General features: G+C 51.3%; 22 protein-coding genes. 19 read left to right on the top strand and 3 right to left on the bottom strand.

What is annotated here, in order from left to right; translation table 11 throughout:
• The first annotated feature begins 27 nt into the window (after positions 1–27).
• The 17 genes from LK536_RS44315 to LK536_RS44235 all read left to right on the top strand — a co-directional run bounded on the left by LK536_RS44315 (position 28) and on the right by LK536_RS44235 (position 17,475).
• Positions 28–1,803, top strand: coding sequence for an ABC transporter ATP-binding protein (locus tag LK536_RS44315; protein WP_227796287.1), 1,776 nt, complete (start codon positions 28–30; stop codon positions 1,801–1,803).
• A complete protein-coding gene (locus LK536_RS44310; RefSeq protein WP_227796316.1) occupies positions 1,803–3,743 on the top strand; it encodes an ABC transporter ATP-binding protein in 1,941 nt (646 codons plus the stop codon). The genes LK536_RS44315 and LK536_RS44310 overlap by 1 nt, the downstream gene beginning before the upstream one ends.
• A gap of 158 nt (positions 3,744–3,901) precedes the next feature.
• Complete coding sequence (locus tag LK536_RS44305; RefSeq protein ID WP_330507642.1) at positions 3,902–5,032, top strand: hypothetical protein; 1,131 nt, start codon at positions 3,902–3,904, stop codon at positions 5,030–5,032.
• Positions 5,029–5,688 carry a response regulator transcription factor gene (locus LK536_RS44300; protein WP_227796288.1) on the top strand — a complete coding sequence of 220 codons (660 nt, stop codon included), beginning with the start codon at positions 5,029–5,031 and terminating at the stop codon, positions 5,686–5,688. The genes LK536_RS44305 and LK536_RS44300 overlap by 4 nt, the downstream gene beginning before the upstream one ends.
• On the top strand, positions 5,685–7,094 hold the full coding sequence (locus LK536_RS44295) for a sensor histidine kinase (protein WP_227796289.1): 1,410 nt from the start codon (positions 5,685–5,687) through the stop codon (positions 7,092–7,094). The genes LK536_RS44300 and LK536_RS44295 overlap by 4 nt, the downstream gene beginning before the upstream one ends.
• Before the next feature lies 1 nt (position 7,095).
• Positions 7,096–7,923 (top strand): hypothetical protein, encoded by an 828-nt coding sequence (locus LK536_RS44290; RefSeq protein WP_227796290.1) that lies wholly within the window; start codon positions 7,096–7,098, stop codon positions 7,921–7,923.
• A gap of 156 nt (positions 7,924–8,079) precedes the next feature.
• The gene (locus tag LK536_RS44285; RefSeq protein ID WP_227796291.1) at positions 8,080–9,165 is read left to right on the top strand and encodes a polysaccharide deacetylase family protein; all 1,086 of its coding nucleotides are present in this window, start codon (positions 8,080–8,082) and stop codon (positions 9,163–9,165) included.
• A gap of 153 nt (positions 9,166–9,318) precedes the next feature.
• Positions 9,319–9,723 carry a hypothetical protein gene (locus tag LK536_RS44280; RefSeq protein ID WP_025486161.1) on the top strand — a complete coding sequence of 135 codons (405 nt, stop codon included), beginning with the start codon at positions 9,319–9,321 and terminating at the stop codon, positions 9,721–9,723.
• Positions 9,723–10,058 carry a phosphoglycerate mutase gene (locus tag LK536_RS44275; protein WP_227796292.1) on the top strand — a complete coding sequence of 112 codons (336 nt, stop codon included), beginning with the start codon at positions 9,723–9,725 and terminating at the stop codon, positions 10,056–10,058. The genes LK536_RS44280 and LK536_RS44275 overlap by 1 nt, the downstream gene beginning before the upstream one ends.
• Entirely contained in the window at positions 10,030–10,848 is an 819-nt protein-coding gene (locus tag LK536_RS44270; RefSeq protein WP_130789736.1) for a CheR family methyltransferase, read from the top strand. Before LK536_RS44275 ends, LK536_RS44270 begins: the two co-directional genes overlap by 29 nt.
• A gap of 17 nt (positions 10,849–10,865) precedes the next feature.
• Complete coding sequence (locus LK536_RS44265) at positions 10,866–11,231, top strand: response regulator (RefSeq protein WP_008718835.1); 366 nt, start codon at positions 10,866–10,868, stop codon at positions 11,229–11,231.
• Between the two features lie 19 nt (positions 11,232–11,250).
• Positions 11,251–12,927 (top strand): methyl-accepting chemotaxis protein, encoded by a 1,677-nt coding sequence (locus LK536_RS44260; protein ID WP_120057830.1) that lies wholly within the window; start codon positions 11,251–11,253, stop codon positions 12,925–12,927.
• A 23-nt stretch (positions 12,928–12,950) separates the two neighbouring features.
• The gene (locus LK536_RS44255; protein ID WP_120057831.1) at positions 12,951–13,562 is read left to right on the top strand and encodes a chemotaxis protein CheC; all 612 of its coding nucleotides are present in this window, start codon (positions 12,951–12,953) and stop codon (positions 13,560–13,562) included.
• A 4-nt stretch (positions 13,563–13,566) separates the two neighbouring features.
• Positions 13,567–14,043: a chemotaxis protein CheD gene (locus tag LK536_RS44250; protein ID WP_008718832.1), complete on the top strand. Its 477-nt coding sequence runs from the start codon at positions 13,567–13,569 to the stop codon at positions 14,041–14,043.
• A 17-nt stretch (positions 14,044–14,060) separates the two neighbouring features.
• Entirely contained in the window at positions 14,061–15,005 is a 945-nt protein-coding gene (locus LK536_RS44245; RefSeq protein ID WP_330507645.1) for a GGDEF domain-containing response regulator, read from the top strand.
• Between the two features lie 15 nt (positions 15,006–15,020).
• Entirely contained in the window at positions 15,021–17,057 is a 2,037-nt protein-coding gene (locus LK536_RS44240; RefSeq protein WP_227796294.1) for a chemotaxis protein CheA, read from the top strand.
• Entirely contained in the window at positions 17,038–17,475 is a 438-nt protein-coding gene (locus tag LK536_RS44235; RefSeq protein ID WP_227796295.1) for a chemotaxis protein CheW, read from the top strand. Before LK536_RS44240 ends, LK536_RS44235 begins: the two co-directional genes overlap by 20 nt.
• Positions 17,476–17,575: 100 nt before the next feature.
• Here the strand turns inward: LK536_RS44235 and LK536_RS44230 are convergent, their stop codons facing one another.
• Together LK536_RS44230 and LK536_RS44225 are read right to left on the bottom strand one after the other, a co-directional pair.
• Entirely contained in the window at positions 17,576–17,914 is a 339-nt protein-coding gene (locus LK536_RS44230) for a hypothetical protein (protein WP_008718828.1), read from the bottom strand.
• A gap of 23 nt (positions 17,915–17,937) precedes the next feature.
• Positions 17,938–18,711, bottom strand: a complete 774-nt coding sequence (locus tag LK536_RS44225) for an SDR family oxidoreductase (RefSeq protein ID WP_008718826.1) — start codon at positions 18,709–18,711, stop codon at positions 17,938–17,940.
• Positions 18,712–19,010: 299 nt separating this feature from the next.
• On the opposite strand from LK536_RS44225, the gene LK536_RS44220 reads away from it, so the two are divergent.
• Together LK536_RS44220 and LK536_RS44215 are read left to right on the top strand one after the other, a co-directional pair.
• The gene (locus tag LK536_RS44220) at positions 19,011–19,721 is read left to right on the top strand and encodes a response regulator transcription factor (protein ID WP_008718823.1); all 711 of its coding nucleotides are present in this window, start codon (positions 19,011–19,013) and stop codon (positions 19,719–19,721) included.
• Entirely contained in the window at positions 19,693–22,218 is a 2,526-nt protein-coding gene (locus LK536_RS44215) for a sensor histidine kinase (protein WP_227796296.1), read from the top strand. The genes LK536_RS44220 and LK536_RS44215 overlap by 29 nt, the downstream gene beginning before the upstream one ends.
• A 106-nt stretch (positions 22,219–22,324) precedes the next feature.
• On the opposite strand, the gene LK536_RS44210 is transcribed toward LK536_RS44215, so the two are convergent.
• Entirely contained in the window at positions 22,325–23,902 is a 1,578-nt protein-coding gene (locus tag LK536_RS44210) for an SPFH domain-containing protein (protein WP_025486171.1), read from the bottom strand.
• Between the last annotated feature and the right edge of the window lie 284 nt (positions 23,903–24,186).

The following is a 24,186-nucleotide window of genomic DNA, read 5'->3' as shown; positions in this document are numbered from 1 at the left end:
ATAAGGGTAAAGGAGATGAAAGAAAATATGGGAACAATATTCAGCCAGTTGAAACAATATAAAAAGGATTCCATCCTGACGCCGCTGTTTACGGCCCTGGAGGTAATCATGGAGGTCATGCTGCCGTTCATAACGGCATTGATTATTGATGAGGGCATACAGGGGGGAAATATGAAAAAGGTATGGACTTACGGCGGTATCATGGTCATCATGGCGTTTATCAGTCTTTTTGCAGGCGCCATGGCAGGAAAATATGCGGCCAGCGCATCCTCAGGCCTGGCCTGCAACCTGAGGAAAGGCATCTATGATAAGGTGCAGACATTTTCCTTTGCAAACATAGACAAATTCAGTACGGCCGGACTGGTGACCCGTATGACCACGGATGTGACCAATATCCAGAATGCATACCAGATGTGTATCCGTATCGCCGTGCGTTCGCCCCTGATGCTGTTGTGCAGCATGGGCATGTCATTTATGATAAATGCCAGGCTGAGCATGATATTCCTGGCAGCCATCCTGTTCCTGGGATGTATCCTGGGATGCATCATGTTGGCGGCCAGGAAAACATTCGACGTTGTTTTCCAGAAGTACGATGACCTGAATGCCGGCGTACAGGAAAATGTATCCGGCATCCGTGTGGTCAAGGCTTATGTGAGGGAGGAATATGAGAACCGGAAATTTACCGCGGCTGCAAAGAAGCTTTGCCGTCTGTTTGTAAAAGCAGAGGGAATACTGGCATTCAACAACCCTGTCATGATGCTGGCGGTTTACTGCTGTATCCTGTCTGTATCCTGGTTCGGCGCCCATTACATCGTGGCCGGAACCATGAGCACCGGCGAGCTGACTTCCCTGTTCAGTTACATCATGTCCATCATGATGTCCCTGATGATGCTGTCCATGATATTTGTCATGATAACCATGAGTTCAGCCAGCGTTAAGAGGATTGAGGAGGTGTTCAAGGAAGAACCGGAAATCAGGAACCCGGAAAATCCGGCAGAAGAAGTAAGGGACGGCAGCATTGACTTTAATAATGTAAGCTTTTCCTACAAAAAGGGAAGCGGCAGGCAGGTCCTTTCAGACATCCGGCTCCACATAAAATCCGGTGAAACCCTTGGCATCATAGGCGGCACAGGAAGCGGGAAATCCAGCCTGGCAAACCTGGTGAGCCGGCTTTATGACGTAAGTGAAGGCTCCGTCTGTGTGGGCGGCCGGGATGTACGGGAATATGATCTGGAGGCGCTCAGGGATGCAGTGGCGGTGGTCCTTCAGAAGAACGTACTGTTCTCAGGCACCATCCTGGATAACCTGCGCTGGGGCAATGCCCACGCTACGGAGGAAGAATGCAGGCAGGCGTGTGAGGCGGCCTGTGCGGATGAGTTTATTGAACGGCTCCCCAAAAAGTATGATACGTACCTGGAACGCGGCGGGACCAATGTGTCCGGCGGCCAGAAACAGCGCCTGTGCATTGCCAGGGCATTGCTTAAGAATCCCCAAATACTGATTCTGGACGATTCCACAAGCGCAGTGGACACGGCTACGGATGCCAGGATCAGGTCTGCCTTTGAAACCGCCATACCAGGAACCACGAAAATCATCATTGCCCAGCGCATATCGAGCGTGCAGCATGCAGACCACATCCTGGTGCTGGATGATGGACGGATGAATGGTTACGGCACCCATGAGGAACTGCTGGAAACAAACGGAATATATAAGGAAATATATGAATCCCAGAACAAGGGCGGGGGAGATTTTGACCAGCCCCAGGCGGATTCCGGCCAGCCGGGAGAGGAGGAAGTTGCATGATGGATAAGAAAAAAACAGGCAGGGCAGACGAATCCCTGAAGATATTAAAACGCGTAATCGGATACATGGTATCCAATTATAAAGGGGCCTCAGCTGCTGTGCTGGCATGTATCATTGTTTCGGCGGCAGCTACTTTAAAGGGCATGATGTTCATACAGTCCCTTGTTGACGACTATATACAGCCGCTGCTGGCGCAGGCAGTAAAAGGAAGGGCGGCAGGAAATACCCAGGCAGCAGGAACCGTGCTCCGGGAACTGGACTTTGCACCTTTATTTACCGCCCTGTGCGGGCTGGCCGCGCTTTACCTGATTGGCGTCATCACCGCTTACGCATATAACAGGATCATGGTTACCGTAAGCCAGGGCACCATGGAACGGCTGAGGGAAGAACTGTTCAGGAAAATGGAATCCCTTCCCATCCGGTATTTTGACACCCATGCCCATGGCGATATCATGTCGGTATATACCAATGATGTGGATACCCTGCGCCAGCTCATGAGCCAGAGCGTGCCCCAGGTGGTTAACTCAGCTGTTACCCTGGCGGCCACGGCCATCTCCATGCTGGTACTGAATATACCTCTGTCCTTCATGACATTTGCAATGGCATCTGTCATGCTCCTTGTGACCAGAAAACTTTCAGGAATGTCGGCCGTCCACTTTGGCCGGCAGCAAAAAGACCTGGGAACCGTGGATGGATTCATAGAGGAAATGATGGACGGGCAGAAGGTGGTAAAGGTATTCTGCCATGAGGAACAGTCAAAGGAGGACTTTGACAGCCTCAATGAACAGTTAAGGGATAGCGCGGACAAGGCCAACCGCTACGCGAACCTTCTGATGCCGGTCAATGCCAACATCGGTAACCTGAGCTATGTGCTGTGTGCGGCAGCAGGCGCCCTGCTGGCCCTGAATGGTATTGGGGGGATTACCATTGGAACCATCATTGCATTTGTGGGGCTGAACAAGAATTTCACCCAGCCCATTACCCAGATCAGCCAGCAGATGAACTCAGTGGTCATGGCCGCGGCAGGCGCGGCCCGCGTATTTGAACTGCTGGATGAAGAACCTGAAAAGGACGATGGGTATGTTGAATTTGTAAATGTCATGGAAAATCAGGACGGAACCCTTAAGGAAACCAAAGAGCGCACCGGAGTATGGGCCTGGAAGCATCCCCATAGGGCGGAGGGGACTGTCACCTATAAGAAGATGGAAGGCAGTGTTGTATTTGACGGGGTGGATTTTGGATATGATGATTCCAAGATGGTGCTGCGCGACATAAAGATGTTCGCAGAGCCCGGACAGAAGATTGCATTCGTGGGTTCCACCGGGGCAGGTAAGACAACCATTACCAATCTGATCAACCGTTTCTATGATATCCAGGACGGTAAAATCCGGTATGATGGAATTAACATAAATAAGATCAGGAAACCGGCCCTCAGACGTTCGTTGGGGATTGTGCTGCAGGATACCCATCTTTTCACGGGAACTGTAATGGACAATATCCGCTATGGCAAGCTGGATGCCACGGATGAGGAGTGTGTGAATGCGGCCAGGCTGGCCAATGCAGACAGCTTCATACGCCGTCTGCCTGATGGTTACGAAACCGTACTGACCGGGGACGGAGGCAGCTTAAGCCAGGGGCAGAGACAGCTCCTTGCCATTGCCAGGGCAGCAGTGGCTGACCCGCCTGTACTGATTCTGGACGAAGCCACTTCCTCCATTGACACCAGGACCGAATCCCTGGTCCAGGCAGGCATGGATGCCCTTATGAAAGGAAGGACCACATTCGTCATTGCCCATCGGCTGTCAACTATCCGCAATTCTGACTGTATCATGGTGATGGAACAGGGAAGGATCATTGAGCGGGGGTCACATGATGAGCTGATTGGGAGGAAAGGGAGATATTATCAGTTGTATACCGGGAATTTTACGGAGGCTTGTTAAGCAGGGCGTAAGTCAATGACCATATCTGGTTGAAATATCATTCTATTTGCGATACTATTAATTAGGATGCGGGATAGCATGGGGGTAATTGTGTGGTCCTGAGTTGTTTTTGGTGGCCAAAGGCCTGATTTTTACAAGAGAGAAGTGGAGGGATACGTTTGATTTTCAGAAAGAATAAGCTTTTGCCTGCCCTCCTGATTCTTTCGTTGTCTGTGGCGGTATTGGACAGCCGTGCCTTTGGGGCCGGGAGAACGGCGGATATCCCATCTTCCCGGGAATACCAGGATTACTGCCGCCGTTTTGAATCCATAGAAGTTAAGGATGACATAGGACCTGCGGGATTTCAGATAATTGAAGGCCAGATATTCCCTGTGGAGCTAAAAGGGCACGGGGAAGTTTCCTTTATCCCGGCTTATGATACACAGTACCGGCGGCTGGCCCTGTTCTTTGCAGGGCAGGACGGACGGCTGGTGTTTAAGACGGACCATCTGGAGACAAACAGCCAGCGCAGGGGCAGCCTTAGACAGCCCAATGAATGGCTGGCAGCGGTTTCCTTCCAGGACATGGATAACGATGGCCTGTCCGACATTGTCCTCATCACGGCTTGCAGCTATGGGGATGCGGACCAGCCTGTTAATCCGGAAGCGCCGGCGTCCGCCGGTTCCGGCATTTACAAAGTAGGCGATGTACTGTTCCAGAAGAACGGGGCATTTTACAGGGATTACAGGCTGTCGGACCAGCTTAACCGCTTTGGCATGAACAAGAGCATCCGGTTCATCACGTCCTTTATCCGGGATGGGTATTCCACGGAATTCCTGTACACCGCAGCCACCCAGAAGGAACTTCTGGACAATGGCTTTGAGATTGCCGCGGACCAGTATTATCCCAGGCAGTTCGAGAAGCTGGGCCGTCTTTTTGTGGTGCCTGGCACCTACCGCATGGCGGAATATACCGTGTTCATGATTTATCTGGTCAATGAACAGGGATATATTGTATGGAGCTTCCAGCCCATGGGGGATTATGAGAATCTTTACGGGCTTAAGGGAATCAGCTGCCAGGACATTGACGGCGACGGACTGAAGGATATCATGGTGCTGGCCAGCTACAGCTATGAGGGAAGCGGCGGACAGTCCGTGGTGGAAAGCGGGTATTCGGTCTATTACCAGAGGACGGCTGGTTTTTATGAGGATACGGATATCAAACAGACGGTAAAATGCAGCGATACCGACACCATGTCTGAATTGGTGGAGCGTGCGCGCGCATATTGGGGGTGGAAAACAGGGCAATGATAAGAATACTGATAGTGGATGATGAGAAACCGATCTGTGATCTGATTGATATGAACCTGAGTGCAAGCGGTTACCAGTGCGCTGCGGTCCAGGACGGGATTGCGGCGCTTAAGATGATTGAAGAAGAGGCATTTGACCTGATCCTTTTAGATATCATGCTGCCGGGAGCCGATGGCTATGACATCATGGAATACATACGTCCCCTTGGGATTCCTGTAATCTTCATCACGGCAAAGCACGAGGTGAAGGACAGGGTGAAGGGACTGCGGCTGGGCGCGGATGATTATCTGGTGAAACCATTTGACGTGGTGGAGCTTACGGCCAGGGTTGAGGCGGTCTTGAGGCGGTATAATAAGACAGAACACCCGTTAAGCGCCGGGGATGTGACCGTGGATGTGGAGGCGCGGATGGTCACCAAGGCGGGAAGGCCGGTGGTGCTGACCAATAAGGAATTTGGCCTTTTGGTCCTCTTCATACGGAATAAGAATGTTGCCCTTTTCAGGGAAACCCTTTATGAAAAGGTATGGGAAGGAGAATACTCCGGGGACAGCCGTACCCTGGATCTGCATGTCCAGAGGCTGAGAAGGAAGCTTGGCTGGGAAAACAGCCTGGTGGCAGTCTATAAAGTGGGATACCGCTTAGAGGTATCAGGATGAAATTTTCACTGAAACTGCTGTTATGCACCATGATTGTAATGGCCCTTGGCTTTGGCTTCAGCGGATTCTATTTTGTGAATTATGTGTTTGAGACAGCGATGGACAGGGAAGTGGCACAGGCGCTGGATGACAACAGCATCCTGCGGTTTGCATTTGAGACCGCGGCCCTGAATGTGCCGGCCAAATATGATGTCCTGCAGGATAACACGATTAGCGAGATTGCCTCCAATCTGGAAACAGGGGGACACAGCGCCAGACGGATGCTGCGCCTTTCTGATGAGCAGAAGCAGGTCCTGTATGCCAGCATCGGTTTTGACGCTGACAACAAAAGCCTGGACCAGACAGCCTCCGGCACCAAGACCTACCGGGTCATAAAGCTGGATGGCGGCTACTACATACAGGCAGGCACAATGGTCAATGCACTGGACCGGGCGCTCTACCTGGAGACCTTAAGGGATGTATCGGATGTGTTCCGGGAACGGGCCCTGGGCTTTTCCGTCTACCGCCAGGTGACCGTTGCCATGCTGGTATGCGGCACCTTCATCATGCATCTGATATCCTCCTGGCTGACCAGGCCCATCCGCCTCCTGACCCGTGCCACCAAGCGCATGGCGTCCGGGGATTACCATTACCGTGCCAGGAAGGTCAGCAGCGATGAACTGGGGCAGCTGACATCGGACTTTAACCAGATGGCCAATGCGCTGGAGGACAACATCGGGAAGCTGGAGGACGAGATACAGGCAAGGGAGGACTTTGTGGCTGCATTTGCCCATGAGCTGAAAACACCGCTGACCTCCATTATCGGATATGCGGACATGCTGCGCTCCCGCAAGCTGGATGAGGAAAAGCAGTTCATGTCGGCCAACTATATCTATACGGAAGGTAAAAGGCTGGAAACCATGTCCTTCCGTCTGCTGGACATCATGGTCACCCGGCGCAGCGAAGTGGAATTTACCGTGGTTTCTGCGGAATCCCTGTTTGTTTATCTTTACGATATGTATGTGCTGAATAAGAGCGCGAAAATATATTTCAACTACGATGAAGGATTTGTGTGGGCAGAGGCAAACCTGATTAAATCCGTACTCATGAACCTTCTTGACAATGCCTGCAAGGCATCGGAGGCAGACGGACTCATTGAAGTCTATGGCCGTCTTCAGAAGGACGGGTACCGGTTTGAAGTAAAGGACCATGGGGTAGGAATCCCCAAGGAGGAACAACACAAAATCACAAAGGCATTTTACATGGTGGATAAGTCCCGTTCAAGAAGCAGGAACGGGGCAGGACTTGGGCTGGCCCTGTGCGCGGAAATCCTTCTTCTGCATGGAAGCCGTCTGGAGATAGAAAGTGAACCGGGGAAAGGCACCAGCATGGGCTTTGTGCTTCCGGCCCGTCCGGAGGAGGGATGAGATGAGAAAGATAATGACAAACCTGCTCCTGATCCTGTTTACCGTCCTTGTCATGGCCCTGTCCATAGCTGGTCCTGAACTGTTTGCCAGGTACCGGGACCGGGCGGTGCTGGGTGCGGTGCACCAGGTGGATGCCCAGGAGGAAGGGGAGGGGTACCGTTATACCTTAAGCCGCGGTGAGAAGCTCTATATCCTGTCGGAAAGCCTGAGCAGCCAGGTATTGCCTGAAAGCGAACAGTATGCAGTCACCAGAAGCAATACGGAAGCGGGATATGGGGAGCTGGAAGGGAATTATGCATTTGTTGTAAACCACAGAGGGCCTTCCGGTGAAGAAATCACGGATGCCCAGATATACAGCACCTGCAACCAGGGACTGGCGGCGCTGAAAGAGCTTGGCATACTGCCGGATACGGTAAAGGATGTGGATGCAGGGACGTATGACGCGGTCCTCTACTCTGCCATTGATGTGCTGGAGCCGCGCAATAACGTAGCGGTATGGAAGATGGAAATGTCAAACATCCAGAAGAATGCGGACAAGGAAAACCATCTGATAAACGCATACATTGATGCGGATGATGGGAAAATGTACGAGTTTTACGTCAGGACCCCGCGCCGCTGGGAGGAAATGGATCCGGACAGGATAATGGAAACCTGGTGCAGCTACATGGGGCTTTTGCAGCCCCAGCCCTATGAGGAGGCCAACCCATTGATGGAGACCACTCCTTATTTTAAGAAATATGCATGCCCTGGCCCGGCAGGGGAGACGACCATTGTCACCGTGGGATTCTATGAAGGAATCAATGAATTCTTTTTGAAAATATCCAAATGATGCAACTATGATGCAAAAATGATGGTATTATGATGCCGCTCCTGTGTAAGATGGATGGTGTCCCGCAGAAGGATGGGCTGTGGGGCATGGGTATGGGATTATCCTGTACCTGCTTTCCACTTACACAGGAGTTTTTGCATGAAAGGGGCAGCCATTATGTACAGAAGATATCCATACCCCGGTAAACGGAGATGGAAAAGAAGGCGCAGGAAAAGTCTGATGGACATCCTGTTTACCGCGTCAACCGCGGCGGCGGGCATTCTGTCTGTCCTGGCGGTGCTCCTTGCCGTCCGGCTGGAGTTCCCGGGAATTGACAGGCTCATTGGGAACAGCATGGTTTCGGAAGGAGCAACCGGGGAGAAGGGTGGAAATGACGGATTCATGGTATATCCGGTTCCCTTGGCCGGGGATGTCCTGCAGATAGTGACAGGGTATCTATACCAGGCTGGAAATCCAGGCAGTGTACTGAAGCCGGATATAACCCAGGCAGTCCCCGGCGTTCCATCCGTCCCGGCCCCCCTATCCGCCTCGGGTAATACCAACACGCCGGATACCCTATCCACCCCGGATGGTTCCGCCACCTTGGACAGTTCCATCACCCCGGACACCCCATCCGTCCCGGACGATGTCCTCCCCCAGAACGTCATGTATCTGACCTTTGACGACGGCCCGTCGGAAGAGAATACAAACGCGGTCCTGGACGTACTGAAAAACCGGAATATAAAGGCAACATTTTTCGTGGTGGGGGAAAATGTCCTGAAACATCCGGAGACAGCCCAAAGGATAGTGGCGGAGGGGCATACCATAGGAATCCACTGTTACAGGCATGATTATGAAGCCCTTTATGAGAGTGTGGACAGCTATCTGGAGGACTTTGACAAGGCATACAGGGCTGTTTTGGAGGTGACGGGGGAGAAGGCAAGGCTGTACCGGTTTCCTGGAGGAAGCATTAATTCGCATAACCGGGAAGTTTACAGCGATATCATAGCAGCCATGGACGCCAGGGGATTCATCTATTTTGACTGGAATGCCAGCCTGGATGACGCCCTCAGGAAATCAAGCCCTGAGGAACTGCTTGACAATGCTAAAAAGACCATGATGGGAAGGCGGAAGGTGGTCCTTCTGGGCCATGATATCGTCCACAGCACATCCCTCTGTCTGGACCAGCTGATAAGCCAGTTCCCGGAATACCGTATGGAACCCCTGACGCCGGAGGTGGAGCCTGTGCGGTTCCGGCCATAAAATTCAATCAGGAAATGTTACAGAATCAGGAAAAATCATGCTCCTGGTTCTTTTTCTGTACTTTCAATATAGTAAATCTCTTCCATATATGTTAGAATATAAACAATATGTTAAGAAGGAATGTTAACTAAAAAGCTTGGAAAGGAGAATGGTATGAATGGTCTGACAGAGTCATACATGCTCTTTTTTTTGTCCGGGTTTCATTTTCTTCTTCCCCTTGAATGGATAGGCCGGGTTTCTGCGGCAGATGAAGCGGACCCGGAACTGCCGGAAGCCGTATTGACCGGATTGCCGGAGGGACAGGACAGCAGACCCTATATGGTGACTGTGGAATGCGGGGAACGAAAGGCTGGCATTCGGGCTGAAGGGATAACCGGGCTTGTGCAGGTTTTAAAGGAGCAGATATGGGAACTGCCCGGGGAAGTTAAGAGCCAGATGAACCGGTACATAAGCGCCATGGCGCTTCTTGACGGAACGGAGGGCGGGAGGATACTGGCATATGTGCTGGAACCGGCTGGTTTCCAGACTGCTTTGCGTGATGAAAGAGGTGTTGATTAATGGATTTTGTGATTGTCCGGGATGGATTAAGGGAGATATATGTGGAAAAGGGCTGTATTAAGGAAATCATCCTCAATCCCCGTATATATGGGGTGCCGGGAGCGCCACAGGATATCCTGGGCATCCTGTTCCATGAAGACATGCCGGTGGTTATCCGCCGCATAGGGGACGGGGAGCCTGTCTGCGCGGTCATCATGAATGGACAGCAGGAATCCCGCTGGGGAATTGCAGGAGAACCGGCAGGAGAGGAATCCATCCATTCAGAAGGACTGGTTCATGTGATGCCGGGAATATGGGAGAAGTGTAGTGATAAGACTGAACAACAGGGAATTTGAAGAGATTGTATCATATATACGGTCAAATTACGGAATCAACCTGGAAAAGAAACAGGTGCTGATTGAATGCAGGATGGCCAGGGAGATGGAGAAAAGAGGGCTCACCTCTTTTACCCAGTATATGGAACAGATGAGGAATGACAGGTCAGGTGAGATGGCGGGTGAGATGATTAACCGCATCACCACTAATTATACATATTTCATGCGGGAGCCGGCCCATTTTTCCGCGCTGTATAATGATATCCTGCCGGACCTGTTTGAGGACCGCGGCATGGGAATCTGCAATATATGGAGCGCAGGGTGTTCCACCGGGGAAGAGGTTTATTCCGTAGCCATGCTGGTCCAGGATTACAGGGAAAGGGGCACAAGGATGCCGGGAATCCGGATAACGGCCACGGATATTTCCGGGGAAGCCCTGAAAAAAGCAGAAGAGGGGATATACCCGCTGAAGGAGCTGGAAAGCCTGCCCGGACCATGGCAGCGCAAATACTGCCATGTGCGGGACGGGAATACATTTGCCGTGGATGAACGGCTCCGGTATAATATCCGTTTCAGGCGGCATAACCTGATGGAGCAGCCTCCGGGAGCGGATAAGTATGACCTGATATTGTGCCGGAATGTGATGATTTATTTTGACAGGCAGTCCAGGGGACGGCTCATACGGCAGCTGGAACAGTGCCTGAAGCCGGGCGGATACCTGCTGGTAGGGCACGCGGAACTGCTGGCAGCGGATGAGACAGGGCTGAAAGCGGTATATCCGGCGGTTTACAAAAATATAAAAACAAGGTAGAAACAGAGGGTGGTTAGATGGATAAAAAAATTCTGATAGTGGATGACGCAATGTTCATGAGAAGTATGATCCGCAGGATCCTGAAACAAAACGGATATGAGGATGTGGCGGAAGCCCAGGATGGGGAGCAGGCCCTTGACCTGTTTCGCAGGATCCACCCTGACCTGGTGCTGCTTGACATTACCATGCCCGGAAAGTCGGGGCTTGAGGTGCTTGAGGAAATGATAGGCATGGATCCGGGGGCAAAGGTTATCATGTGTTCCGCGGTCGGGCAGGATACGATGATTCAGAAGGCGGTGCTTGCAGGGGCATTGGATTTTATAGTGAAGCCGTTTAAGCCGGAAGAATTCAGCAAGGTTGTGAACTGCTACTTAAAACAATAAGAATGTGGGGAAGCATAAGATGAGAGAACGGTTCAGGAACTATAAGACAGGAAAGAAAATGATTTTGGCATTCATGCTTATCATCCTCTTATATATCATCACGGTTGCCATGGCGCTGTCTAACATCGAGACCATATCATCACGGATGGAAACCCTGTACAATAACCAGTTTGCCAATGTGCAGTCTTCCCTTAGGATGATAGCAAACCTCCGGGCGGTGGAACGGAATATAGCCGTACTGTCAGCCACGGAGGATATGGTGGATGAAAAGGAATATCTGAATAAGACAAAGGAGCTGATTGCCAGCGAGGAAGTGTCGTTGGCGGAGCTGACCACCGGTTATATCAGCGCTCCGGAGAAGGTAAAGGAACTTCAGGCGGAGTTTGACAAGCTGTCCGTTGAGCGGGAAGCCGTGATGGCGCTTCTGGAATCAGGAAAGGATGAGGAAGTCCTGGATGCATATATAAGCAGGTATCTTCCGCAGGCTAACATCGTGAGGAACGTCCTCAACGATGTCGTGGATATTTCCGTTGCCGATGCAGAAAACAGCCTGGCGGCAGGACATGAGGACAACCATCATATCATGTTCATGCTCATAACGCTGTCCCTGGTTTGTATAGTGATTACGGTTTTTGTCTGCATACTCATAACAAGGAATATTGTCCGTCCCGTCAATGAGGTTAAGAAGGCGGCCAATACCATATCCAACGGCAGGCTGGACATTGACCTTAAGTACCGGTCCAAGGATGAACTTGGACAGCTGGCAGATGATATACGCCACACGGCCAGGGCACTGTCCGGTTATATTTCCGAGGTGGAGCGGGGCCTGACAGCTCTTGGGAACGGCCAGCTGGGTTATAAGGCGTCAACGGAATTTAAGGGGGACTTTGTTGCCATCGGCAATGGCCTTAAGGAAATCGGAGGCCTGCTGCGCCAGTCCCTGCAGCAGATCAACAACAGCGCTGAGCAGGTATCACTGAGCGCTGAGCAGGTGTCCAACAATGCCCAGGCCCTGGCCCAGGGGGCTTCGGAACAGGCTGGTTCCGTGGAGGAACTGGCAGTGAGCATCAACGAGATTGCAGACAGTGTGAAGCAGAATGCGGACAGTGCAGTGGCTTCAAGCCAGCTTGCAGCTTCCGTGGGACATGGACTGGAGGCCTGCGATGCCCAGATGGCAGCCCTGATGGAATCCATCGGACAGGTAAAGAAGAACTCGGGAGAGATTACAGAGATAGTAAGCCAGATTGAAGATATCGCTTTTCAGACTAATATATTGGCGCTCAATGCTTCTGTGGAGGCTGCGAGGGCAGGGGAGGCAGGCAGGGGCTTTGCCGTGGTGGCAGAGGAAGTACGGCGCCTGGCGACAAAGGCAGCAGGGGCATCCAAGCTTACGGCGGAACTGGTTGAGAAGAATTCGGATGCGGCCAGGAACGGCGTGGACGCGGTGAACATAACGGCCCGCACCTTAAAGGAATCAGTGGAAGGCGCCCACAGGGTGAACCGGAAAATGGATCAGATTTCAGAGGTGTCCGTACAGCAGGCAGAGGCCATTGCACAGGTCCGGAAGAGCGTGGAGCTTATCTCAGAGATTGTCCAGGGGAATTCCGCAACCTCGGAAGAAAGCGCTGCCGCAAGCGAAGAACTTTCAGCCCAGGCCCAGATCCTTAAGGAACTGGTAGGGAAGTTCGAATTATAGGAATGATAAAGAGAGGTATGATAATGGACCATTACAGGGAGATGGACGAGATATCAAGGGATATACTGAGGGAAATCGGCAATGTGGGCGCAGGCAACGCGGTAACCTCCCTTGCACAGATGATGGAGCAGCCCGTCGAACTTGAGGTGCCGGTCCTGAGGATTATGGGATACCAGGATGTATATGATATATTGGAAAGGCCCGATGAGCCCCAGACAGGAATCCTTGTGGAGGTCACCGGACAGCTGAAAGGAATCTTCCTTTTCCTGCTCAGCGAAACATTTACAAAATCAGTGCTCAGCGCAATCCTTGGACAGGGAGAGCGGGACCTCATGGCATTGGATGACATGGAGCGGTCGCTTATCTGCGAGATGGGCAATATCATGTGCGGTTCTTATATCAGGGCCTTGTCCCGGTTCATGAACATGGAAATGGATGTATCGGTCCCGGAACTGTGCATTGATATGGGCGGCGCCATCCTCAGCTATCCCATGACCAAGTGGGTGATTGCGGGCGATGACATACTGCTGATAGAGAATATGTTCCATATGTCGGGCAGGGCATTTAAGGGAACAATCCTGTTTCTTCCGGAGCAGGAAGATTTGGGTAAAATGCTGCATAGGCTCAGGGAGTAATGACATGGATAAGATTATTGTAGGGATTGCAGAAGGAAAAATTGCAAAAGGAGACCAGGTGCTGGTTTCTTATGCCCTTGGGTCCTGTGTGGGGGTCTGCCTTTATGACTGGCAGGAACACATAGCGGGCATGGCCCATGTCATCCTGCCCTGCACGGAGTATGCTGCAGATAAAACGAACCTGTATAAGTTTGCGGACCAGGGCGTACGTGAACTGATACGGGAAATGGAGCGCCACGGAGCCAGGAAGGGCAGGATGACAGCCAAGATTGCAGGAGGCGCCAGGATGTTTGAAACATCCGGGAATACCATGGATATCGGCCAGAGGAATGTGGAGGCAGTAAGATGCAGCCTGGAGCAGGAGGGCATTAAGCTGACGGCCCAGGACACAGGAAGAAACTATGGCAGGACCATTTCCTTTCACGCAGGGGATGGGACGCTTAAAATAAGTACGGTAAGGCATGCGGATATCATGCTTTAAAACCAGGAGGTAGGTTTATGTATATGGAAAATGACGGCAGACAGACCGTGCTGATTGTGGATGACAGCCTTTTAATCTGCAATCAGATAAGACTGGCACTGAAGGAGGAAGACATCAATATCTGTGAAGCGCATACGGGCCAGGAGGCAGTGGAGCAGATAAAACAGCATCAGCCGGATTTAATCCTTTTAGATGTGGTACTGCCGGATGCAGACGGTTACGAGCTTTACGGTACACTTAAGGAGGCGGACCAGAAAAATGCGGTCATTATTTTCCTGACCTCCAAATCCAGTGATGAGGATGTGGTCAGGGGATTCTCTGTGGGCGCATGTGATTATATCAAGAAACCATTTGTGAAGGCGGAGCTGCAGTCCAGGATCCACGCCCACCTTCTTCAGAAAAAGCAGAAGGACGAACTGGACCGCCAGAACAGGGAGCTGCGCAACAGCATGGAGAAACTGAACTACATGGCTTACAGGGATGGGCTTACAGGACTGTATAACCGCCGCTATGTTGTGGGCGATTTACTGGAGGACATGCGAAGCTGTGGAAAAGAGGCGGTGGAAACCGTGTTTGCCATGGTGGACATTGATGATTTTAAGCGCGTAAATGATACATATGGCCATGATGCAGGGGATATGGCCCTTGTGTGCATTGCCAATATCCTGGAAAGCAACTGCCGCGAACACAGGGTGGTCCGCTGGGGCGGGGAGGAATTCCTCATCATCCTGTTCAATGTCACGGTGGATGAGGCATTTGACATCTGTGAAAGAATCCGCAGGCAGGTGGAACAGTTTGTGGTCCCTTATGGAAAAGAGTGGTTTTCCTGCACCATAACCCTGGGGCTTCATGTATTCAAACCGCATGAGGCGTTGGAAGAATGCATAAGCTGTGCGGATAAAGCATTGTATTACGGCAAAAGGAACGGTAAGAACCAGAGCGTCTGGTTTGAGGATTTATAATGGATGGAGCATATTATGGGATATTTTGATTCGGATGCCCGGGAAATGCTGGAGGTTTATCTTCTTGAGACAAGGCAGCTCAACAGCCAGATGGCAGATATCCTTTTAGAAGCTGAACGGACCGGGTACTTTGGCGAGGATGATATTCGCAGCATTTTCAGGGTCATGCATACAATAAAAAGTTCCTCTGCCATGATGGGGCTTGGAGGTCTGTCCTCCATGGCCCATAAGCTGGAGGATTTGTTCTCCTATTACAGGGAGCATCCGGAACGGCTGGAAGCCCCGGATTCCAGTCTGTTTGACCTGCTGTTTTCCGCCTCTGATTTTATTGAGCAGGAGCTGGAACAGATGACCCGGGCGGAATATTCCCCACGGGATACATCGGATATAGAAAAAAAGACCGATGCATTTCTGAACCTATTAAATAATATACAGCAGGAAGAAGTGTTACAGGAATCGGCGGGGAAGGAAGAAACGGAGGAACTGCCCCAGCTGCCGGAGATATTCCAATCAAAAAGCGGTATCGTGGCCAATGTGACCCTGGAGGAAGGATGCCGTATGGAGAACATCCGGGCATTCATGCTGGTCCGGTCCATATCCGGTCTCTGTTCCCTGATTGAGACCTATCCTGAGAACCTGGAAAGTCCGGGGGAAAGCGCGGAATATATCGGGAAGCACGGCCTATACATCCGCTTTGAGGCCAATGATAAGGAAGCGGTCCTGGATACCCTGGAAAAAGGACTTTTCGTGGCACGGTGCAGGGTGGTGGCGGACAGCCGCGCCGCGGATACCGTGAAGCAGAAGGATGGGGAAGAGAGGGAGGCACAGGAAAACGGGGATAAGGAAACCCTGGAGGGGGATTTCATGGAGGTGCGCACCGAACGTCTGGACCTCCTACAGAACATTGCAGCGGAGCTGCTGCTTCATATGCAGACTTTGGAGACAGAACTTGGCAGGCGCGGGCTGGATGAAATTGAAAGTGGGACGGCCCATCAGATCAGCCTTCTGGTCAGCCAGATTGAACGCTCCGTCATGGAAATGCGGCTTGTGCCGGTTGCCAGGATACTGCCAAAACTGAAGCGGGCCCTGCGGGACATCTGCCGCGACCAGAAAAAGGAAGCAGAGCTGGTCGTGCGCTGTGCGGATGTGGAAGCTGATAAAAGCGTTGTGGACTATGTATCGGAAGCGCTTCTGCATATTGTGCGCAATGCCGTGGATCACGGGATAGAACTTCCTGAGCAGAGGGAGGCAGCCGGAAAGGACAGTAAAGGTAAGATAACCTTTACGGCTGAGAACACGGCAGGTGAACTGCGGCTGACCATCAGTGATGACGGACAGGGAATTGATGAGGATAAGGTTCGGGAAAAGGCAAGGGAAAAGAGCCTGATGGACGGAAACCAGGAAGAAAGTGACTTCCAGAAAATCAGGGACGTCCTGCTGGTACCCGGTTTCTCAACCAATGAAACAGTAACCGAATATTCAGGCCGCGGAGTGGGATTGGACGTGGTCAAGAACATCATGGACGAGGTGGGCGGCAACCTGTACATCAAAAGCAAAAAAGGCGAGGGAAGCGCCTTTACCATTGCGGTCCCCTTAAACCTGGCCTCCATGGAATGCGTCAGGTTTAAGGTGGGGGACTACCGCTTTTCCCTGCCTGCCCGTCACGTATACCGTTTCCTTGACTACAACACGGTAAAGGATACGACCCGTGAAATCAGCGGGCGGGATTATATCCTGTATGAGGACAGGCTGGTGCCCCTTGTGGACCTGCGATGCTTCTATTCCCTTCCGGGGCACACACCGGAACGGGCTGTACTTGTTTACGTAAAAGGGGCTGAACAGGAAGGGTGCATCATCATGGATTCCATTTACGGACAGAAGCGGATTGTAATCAAGGCACTTCCGCCATTATTTGGAAACGGATTCAGGGGAAGGACTGGAATCTGCGGCTGCAGTATCATGGGAAGCGGCCATGTCTGTGCGGCCCTGGACACGGAGATAATCATTGACCTGTACCAGAAGGAGGGGAAAAATGCCGTCAGAAAACACTAAGACCGTACTCTGCATACCCGGAAGGAACAGGAGGTGCGCAATCGAATTCCCCTATATCAAGGAGATATGCAAGGACATGGTGATGTCCCCCATCCCCTGCCTGCCCGCGTATTTTGCCGGGGTCTGCAACTACAAGGGAACCGTTGTCCCAATTGCGTATCTGGAGGAGCCTGGGCTTCCTAAGGAAGGGGAAGAACAAAAGAATATCATCGTCATCCTTCAATATCAAAAATACAGCTTCGGAATCCTTACGGACCAGGAACCGTTCCTGACAGAAGCAACCCCGGACAACCAGATTAAAGGCCCGGAGAAATCCGAGACAGGACTCTGGATGGAAAAAGAATACTACATGTGCCAGGACGGACTTTATTTCCTTCTGGACCTGGAGGGAACCGTTAAGAAAATGGTACAGAAATGAGATATAATAACAAAATAAAATGGAAATGGAATCCGGATTCTGACTGAACCGGGGCAGGGGACACGTGTATTACGTCTGTCCCCTGCCCATGGATTCCCGCCTACAGCGGATAAATATTCAGCCTCTTAATCTTCCCCTTTTCATCCACCTCTGAAAGAAACGCGGTCACCGGGACAACGTGCTCATGATAGGTGATGAAGTACCATACGGTATTGTCATCCACGTATTTCACGCTGTGGATCGGGAAGGGTCCGCCGTTAAAACCGAATTTGTGGTGGAACATCATTTCCACGGCCATCCTGCCTTCCAGGTGGATGGTATCCATGCCGGCCTTGTATACGGAAGAGTCGTGAAGGACCCCGTATTCATTGAATAAATCAGCCAGGGCGGTTTCATCCCCCTTCTGCATACAGTCAATGTATTGTTCTAATATTGTCATATAATTATCCTCCTCACTTACAATTAGAAACGTTCTGAGCGCAGCAGTGCGTCGATGCCTCCGTCCACGAACAGGATGACGCCGTTAATGCCGCTGGCCATGGGGGATGCAAGGAAGACGATGCCGTTGGCAATCTCTTCCGCGTCCAGGAATTCCTTTCTGCCGTAGCGGGTCGGAATGGGAATCAATAAGGCGGCGTCCATCTGGGCATCGGTCATGTTCTGGGTCATGGGAGTGGTGGTGTTGCCCGGGGCAACGGAGTTGATGCGCAGCCCGTCCACTGCCCAGGATGGGGATATACGGCGGACCCAGCGCGCCAAAGCGTGCTTGGATGAGCTATAGCAGGAAGCAGTCTGGGTGCGGGGAATGTCCTTGACAAATTCCAGGATCCGTTCCTCGTCCATTACATTGGACAGCATATCCACCCAGTCCATGCGCACGGTCATGTTGGTAATGGAGTTGGATGAGGTGATGACACAGTTTCCGCGTTTTTTCTTTAACAAGGGGCGCAGGGCTTCCGCAATCCGCACGCTTGCGAAAAAGTTCAGTGCGAATATCATCTGGGGCGGCGCCGTGGGTCCCACGCCTGCGTTGCAGATCAGGACGTCAATCCCATCGGGGTATCGCCTGAAAACCTCGTCAATGGCGCCCTGGCGGCCCTCCTGCGTGGAAAGGTCGGCCAGGTAGTCGCCGCCTTTAAAGTCAATATTGAACACCTCGTGTCCCTGTGCCTGAAGCAGCTTGCGGGTTGCAGCGCCGATGCCTGTGGTACCGCCTGTTATAACATATGTACTCAATGAAATACCTCCTTTACCGTTTCTTTGCTAAATAAATAACAGTAATTATTATTATTGAATATAAAAACCATATCATTGGCAGAAGTATTTGTCAATTTAATTAAATAAATAACAAAGTCTTTCAAATTACGTGTTTTGCATTACAGGGGGGATGGAATGATTTTTCCAAACACGTCCTGCCCCCCGTTGAACATTATCCTTAGGAATGCTACAATAAGACTTTAGAAATTCTTTTATATTTTTTGCAGGTTAAATTTTGATTTAGTTGTTAGGATTATATGCACAAGGAGGAAATGTACATGAGTGGGGACCGGATTCTGCTGGTAGAGGATGATAAAGAAATCAGAGAGGGCGTTGAGATATTTTTAAAGAGCCAGGGATATGTGGTATTCCAGGCAGCTGACGGGTTGGAAGGGCTTAAGGCATTGGAGGACAACGAGATTGACCTTGCCATCGTGGATGTGATGATGCCGAAGATGGATGGGATCACCATGACCGCCAAGCTCAGGGAAAAGTATGATTTTCCTGTTATTTTCCTGTCAGCCAAATCAGAGGAAGTCGACAAGATACTGGGACTGAACATGGGGGCGGATGATTACATCACAAAGCCGTTTACGCCCATGGAGCTTCTGGCCAGGGTTAACTCACATCTGAGGCGCTACCACAGGTTTTTAGACAGACTGAGTTCCAAACAGGCTGAGGATCCAAGGATTCACAGGCTGGGAGGCCTGGAGGTCAATGAGGAGACAGTGGAGGTCATGGTAGATGACAAACCGGTAAAGGTGACTCCCATTGAGTTCAAGATTCTATTGTTACTGATACAGAACCCGGGACGTGTATTCCCCGCTGAGGAGATATATGAACGGGTTTGGAATGAACGGGCGATTAACACGGATACGGTCATGGTACACATCCGTAACCTGAGGGAAAAGATTGAAGTGAATCCCAGGGAGCCCAAATATGTAAAGGTGGTGTGGGGAGTTGGATACAAGATTGAAAAACAACCATAAAATCGGCGTATTGATAATTGTACTGACTGTTCTGGCCTTATCGGCGGCAACCATTGGGCTGTATCCGTATATGAAGGCAAAATCAGAGGAGTATATTTCTGACAGGACCGTGCGGATACAGGAACAGGGAAGTGATTACGGCGACCTGGCAACCCAGGTCATGAACTTCAGCTATGAGATATGGCACCAGCAGAAACAGGAGGAAGAGGGCGGCGTGCTCTCTTATTCACAGACCTTCCTTCCTGGCCTGGATGAGAAAATCAGGACGCTCAGGGAAGAAGAATACGGAGTGGCATCCAGCCATGTCATGATCCAGGATTCCGACACGGAAGATGGGGAAAATTATGAGGTGGCCATGGGCGCCCAGGACTATGTGGACTCTGAGTTTAATCTGGATTATTACCAGGAGCTGCAGTCCATGATGGATTCCCTGGGTAAGGACTGGGAGCGGTATTACCAGAGATATAACTCCTCTCTTTTCTATGCTGTAATAGATGAAAACGGAGGCTTTCAGAGAAGCAATGTAAATAAGCCCGGGGAATTTTTCCGTACGCCATTGGATTCCGCTAAAAAGGAAGTCGGTTTCACGGTAGAATTTACTTCCACAGGCAGCCTAAAGGTGTCGGGCTTTACCGGGGATGAGCAGGATGCGTCCAAGATCCTCCAGGCCATGGGCCGGTTCGAATTCTACGATCCCCTGGCCGTCCGCCTGTCTGACAGCTACCGGTACAGCGGCATGCAGTTCACCGGGCCAAGGAATATAAAAATCATGTTCCGCTGTGTGCCGGAAACATTTACCGGCAGTTCCTACAGTACATCGGACAACACGATGCTTAACGGACGGGCGCTGCTGTACGGAGGCGGTTACTATACGGTAGCTGGCGGGATGATGGCCATCCTCATGGTTCTTGCCCTTGCCCTGCCCGCGGTCCGTTCCTTCCGCCTGGGTAAAAGCGCGCTCTGCCGTCTGTCCTTTGAACCCCTGAGCCTTATAGGCGTGGGATGGATTAGTATAATGGGGGAAGGCGGTATACCGTCAAGCCTCATAGCCGCCACCCTGGACGGAACCTTGAAACAGGAAATCCTCAGGGCCGGATTCCTTTCCTGGAGCGCTGATATAGCGGTGCTTGTCATCAACCTGCTGTTCTGGGCAGTGGTATACGGGCTTTTCTGCTGGGGAATCATGTGTTACCGCGCAATCTTCTCAATGGGACCATGGCGTTATTTCAAGGAGCGCACCTGGCTTGGAAGGTTCCTGCGGTTCATCAAGCGCTGGTGCTGCAATGCGCTTAATGTATTCAATGAAACGGACTGGGAGAGCCGTTCCACCAGGATTTTAGGCAAGGCGGTCATCGGCAACTTCATCATACTGACCCTCATATCCTGTCTCTGGTTCTGGGGAATCGGCGCATTGGTCATCTACTCATGCGTGCTGTTCTTCATGCTGAATAAATATTGGGGACAGATGCAGAAGAAATACAGGATCCTGCTGGATGGTATCAACCAGATGGCGGAAGGCGACCTGAATGTGGAGATAGAAGAGGATCTGGGCATATTCAATCCATTTAAGGAACAGCTGTCAAAAATCCAGAATGGATTTAAAAAGGCGGTTGCACAGGAAGTGAAAAGCGAACGGACAAAATCAGAACTAATCACGAATGTGTCCCATGACCTGAAGACGCCGCTGACAGCCATCATCACCTATGTGAACCTGCTGAAGCAGGAAAATGTTACAGAGGAAGAGCGCAGTTCCTATATCCAGGTGCTGGACCAGAAATCCATGCGTCTGAAGGTGCTCATCGAAGACCTGTTTGAGGTAAGCAAGGCCAGCAGCGGCACCGTGACACTGCACCCGGAAAATGTGGATATCATCAGCCTGTTAAAGCAGGTGCGGTTTGAACTGTCAGACAAAATGACTGCCAGCGGGATTGAGTTCCGGTTCAACCTGCCTGAGGGGCGGGTAGTACTGTACCTGGACAGCCAGAAGACCTACCGTATTTTTGAGAACCTGCTGGTTAATATCGCAAAGTATGGCATGCCGGGCACCAGGGCCTATATCCAGGTGGCACGGGAACCGGAAGGATATGTGAATATATCCATGCGCAATGTATCGGCCCAGGAGCTGAATGTATCGCCGGAGGAACTGACGGAGCGGTTTGTGCGCGGGGATTCAGCCCGCAACACAGAAGGCTCAGGCCTTGGCCTTGCCATTGCAAGGAGCTTCGTGGAGGTCCAGGGCGGCACCATGAAGGTTGAAGTGGAAGACGACCTGTTCCGGGTAACCATACGCTGGAAGGAAAATGCGCAGGAGGAAAATCCAGGGATGGAGAGCCCCTGCAATCTGGAGGAGAACCAGGAAACGGGAGACATAAGCCCGTCTGAAAACAACAATCATGAAACGTTCTGGAACCCGGAGGACAACCGGATCATTACCGGAGAGTGGACTGAAACAGAAGAGGATGAAGCTGGACGTTTCACTGACCAGCCAGACAGATAAAAAGGTGGTGCTGCAGTTCCGGCAAAAGCTGGTTTCTGCAGCACCATCTTGTTTTTATATGACTTCAATCTTTTTATATGACTTCAATCCAGGACATCATGTAATCCTATGTTTCAGGCTGTACGGAATCAGATGCAGCATTGGCACCCAGTACGATATCCGGCGCTCCGGTCAGGTTGACGTTCCTGGTAACCTTGGCATCGTATGTATCCGCCTTCATGATTTCCGCCAGGTCCACTCCGGTTGTTTCCTTCATGGATTCGAAAAGCTTTGCCATGACAACCGGTACATTACCGGCAACCGTGCCGATACCATTATCCGAGTCACCGCTGCTGCCGATGATGGTAATCTTATCAATCTGGGACAGAGGTTCAGCAATCCTGCCTGCGATTTCAGGAAGCACCTGGATCATCATCTCAGCCATGGCGGCCTTGTTGTACTTCTGGTAGGCCTCGGCCTTTTTCTCCATACCTTCGGCCTCAGCCAGCGCCTTTGCACGGATGGCCGTGGCTTCCGCTTCACCCTTGGCGCGGATACCTTCTGCCTCCTGGACCATGGAGTACTTCTGTGCTTCTGCTATGGCTTTCTGGGCTTCCGCGTCTTTCTCGCGCTCATACTGCTCCGCATCGGCCTGGGCCTTCTTGGCCAGGGCTTCCTGCTCCTGCTCGTACTTCTTGGCTTCCGCCTCACGCTGGCGTTTGGTCAGTCCGGCTGCAGCCGCCTGCTCGATGGCATAACGGTCGGCATCCGCTTTCTTGTTAATCTCGGCTTCCAGCGCCTGCTGCTGAACCAGTACTTCCTGCTTGCGCAGTTCCGCCTCGCGCTCAGCCCTGGCAATCTGGGCATTGACCGTGGCGGTCTGGATGGTTTTCTGCTGTTCCTGCTTCTGGATTTCGTAAGCAGCGTCCGCCTCCGCCTTCTTGGTGTCAGACGCCTTCTGGAGTTCGGCCTTCTTAATGGCCAGCTCGTTGTTCTTCTGGGCAATCTCTGTCTCGGCAATTACCCTGGCGTCATTGGCAGCGTTATCCGCCGCTGCCTGGGCAATGGCGATATCCCTTTCCGCTTCCGCCTTTGCAATGGATGCGTCCTTACGGATCTTGGAGGTGTTATCCATACCAAGGTCCTGAATCAGTCCGTGTTCATCCGTGACATTCTGGATATTACAGGAAAGGATGTCGATGCCCAGCTTCTCCATGTCCTTGGAAGCCTTAATCATTACCTGGTCTGAGAAGGAATCACGGTCCGTATTGATGGCCCTCAGGGTAAGGGTGCCGATGATCTCACGCATATTGCCCTGGAGGGAATCCTGGAGGTCGGCCGCAATCTTTGCCGGTTCCTTGTTCAGGAAGTTCCTCATGGCCAGTTTCATCCGCCCGTCATCATCGGCAACCCGGACCTTGGCAACCGCGTCCACCATGACATTGATGAAGTCGTTGGTGGGGATGTATTCGTCCGTCTTAATGTCAACGGTTATCTGTCCAAGGTATAATTTATCCATCTGCTCAAAGAATGGGATCTTGATGCCCGCCCGTCCGATAAGGACCCGGGGCTGCTTGCGCAGGCCGGAGATGATGAAGGCGTGATCCGGCGGCGCCTTTACATAGCCCTGGGTTATGATGATGATGACCAACAGGACAGGAACAAGAATGGACAGTGCTTTAAGGATAAAATCAAGGTCAAACATAGAAGCTCCTTTCTGTGAAAAAAGTATAAAGATTTTGTTAACGATATTGTACCATATGTTGGAAAAAATGAAAATACGATTCAGAAAAACGACAGAAATCGACCGAAAAAATTCAGAATAAACTGAAAAAAATATAAAATACAGCGTATATACTTGCTTGTGAAAAATTTAATTGTATATTGACAAGTACAATCTTCTATGATATCATCAAAAATATACAAAATTATTTTGAGATAACAAAATTTTTTAGGTACAATAATAAAAGATTGGATGGCTGAACGGCA

The sequence above is a fragment of the Clostridium pacaense genome (assembly GCF_020709765.2).
Classification (GTDB): Bacteria; Bacillota; Clostridia; order Lachnospirales; family Lachnospiraceae; genus Enterocloster; species Enterocloster hominis.
The sequence above is the reverse complement of the archived record's forward strand: the minus strand, read 5'-3'. Positions and strand labels throughout refer to the sequence as shown.

Bases quoted from the DNA above. Each gene is read 5' to 3' on its own strand.
- LK536_RS44315 (WP_227796287.1), top strand. From the start codon at position 28: ATGGGAACAATATTCAGCCAGTTGAAACAATATAAAAAGGATTCCATC.
- LK536_RS44310 (WP_227796316.1), top strand. From the start codon at position 1,803: ATGGATAAGAAAAAAACAGGCAGGGCAGACGAATCCCTGAAGATATTA.
- LK536_RS44300 (WP_227796288.1), top strand. From the start codon at position 5,029: ATGATAAGAATACTGATAGTGGATGATGAGAAACCGATCTGTGATCTG.
- LK536_RS44295 (WP_227796289.1), top strand. From the start codon at position 5,685: ATGAAATTTTCACTGAAACTGCTGTTATGCACCATGATTGTAATGGCC.
- LK536_RS44290 (WP_227796290.1), top strand. From the start codon at position 7,096: ATGAGAAAGATAATGACAAACCTGCTCCTGATCCTGTTTACCGTCCTT.
- LK536_RS44285 (WP_227796291.1), top strand. From the start codon at position 8,080: ATGTACAGAAGATATCCATACCCCGGTAAACGGAGATGGAAAAGAAGG.
- LK536_RS44280 (WP_025486161.1), top strand. From the start codon at position 9,319: ATGAATGGTCTGACAGAGTCATACATGCTCTTTTTTTTGTCCGGGTTT.
- LK536_RS44275 (WP_227796292.1), top strand. From the start codon at position 9,723: ATGGATTTTGTGATTGTCCGGGATGGATTAAGGGAGATATATGTGGAA.
- LK536_RS44265 (WP_008718835.1), top strand. From the start codon at position 10,866: ATGGATAAAAAAATTCTGATAGTGGATGACGCAATGTTCATGAGAAGT.
- LK536_RS44260 (WP_120057830.1), top strand. From the start codon at position 11,251: ATGAGAGAACGGTTCAGGAACTATAAGACAGGAAAGAAAATGATTTTG.
- LK536_RS44255 (WP_120057831.1), top strand. From the start codon at position 12,951: ATGGACCATTACAGGGAGATGGACGAGATATCAAGGGATATACTGAGG.
- LK536_RS44250 (WP_008718832.1), top strand. From the start codon at position 13,567: ATGGATAAGATTATTGTAGGGATTGCAGAAGGAAAAATTGCAAAAGGA.
- LK536_RS44245 (WP_330507645.1), top strand. From the start codon at position 14,061: ATGTATATGGAAAATGACGGCAGACAGACCGTGCTGATTGTGGATGAC.
- LK536_RS44240 (WP_227796294.1), top strand. From the start codon at position 15,021: ATGGGATATTTTGATTCGGATGCCCGGGAAATGCTGGAGGTTTATCTT.
- LK536_RS44235 (WP_227796295.1), top strand. From the start codon at position 17,038: ATGCCGTCAGAAAACACTAAGACCGTACTCTGCATACCCGGAAGGAAC.
- LK536_RS44230 (WP_008718828.1), bottom strand. From the start codon at position 17,914: ATGACAATATTAGAACAATACATTGACTGTATGCAGAAGGGGGATGAA.
- LK536_RS44220 (WP_008718823.1), top strand. From the start codon at position 19,011: ATGAGTGGGGACCGGATTCTGCTGGTAGAGGATGATAAAGAAATCAGA.
- LK536_RS44210 (WP_025486171.1), bottom strand. From the start codon at position 23,902: ATGTTTGACCTTGATTTTATCCTTAAAGCACTGTCCATTCTTGTTCCT.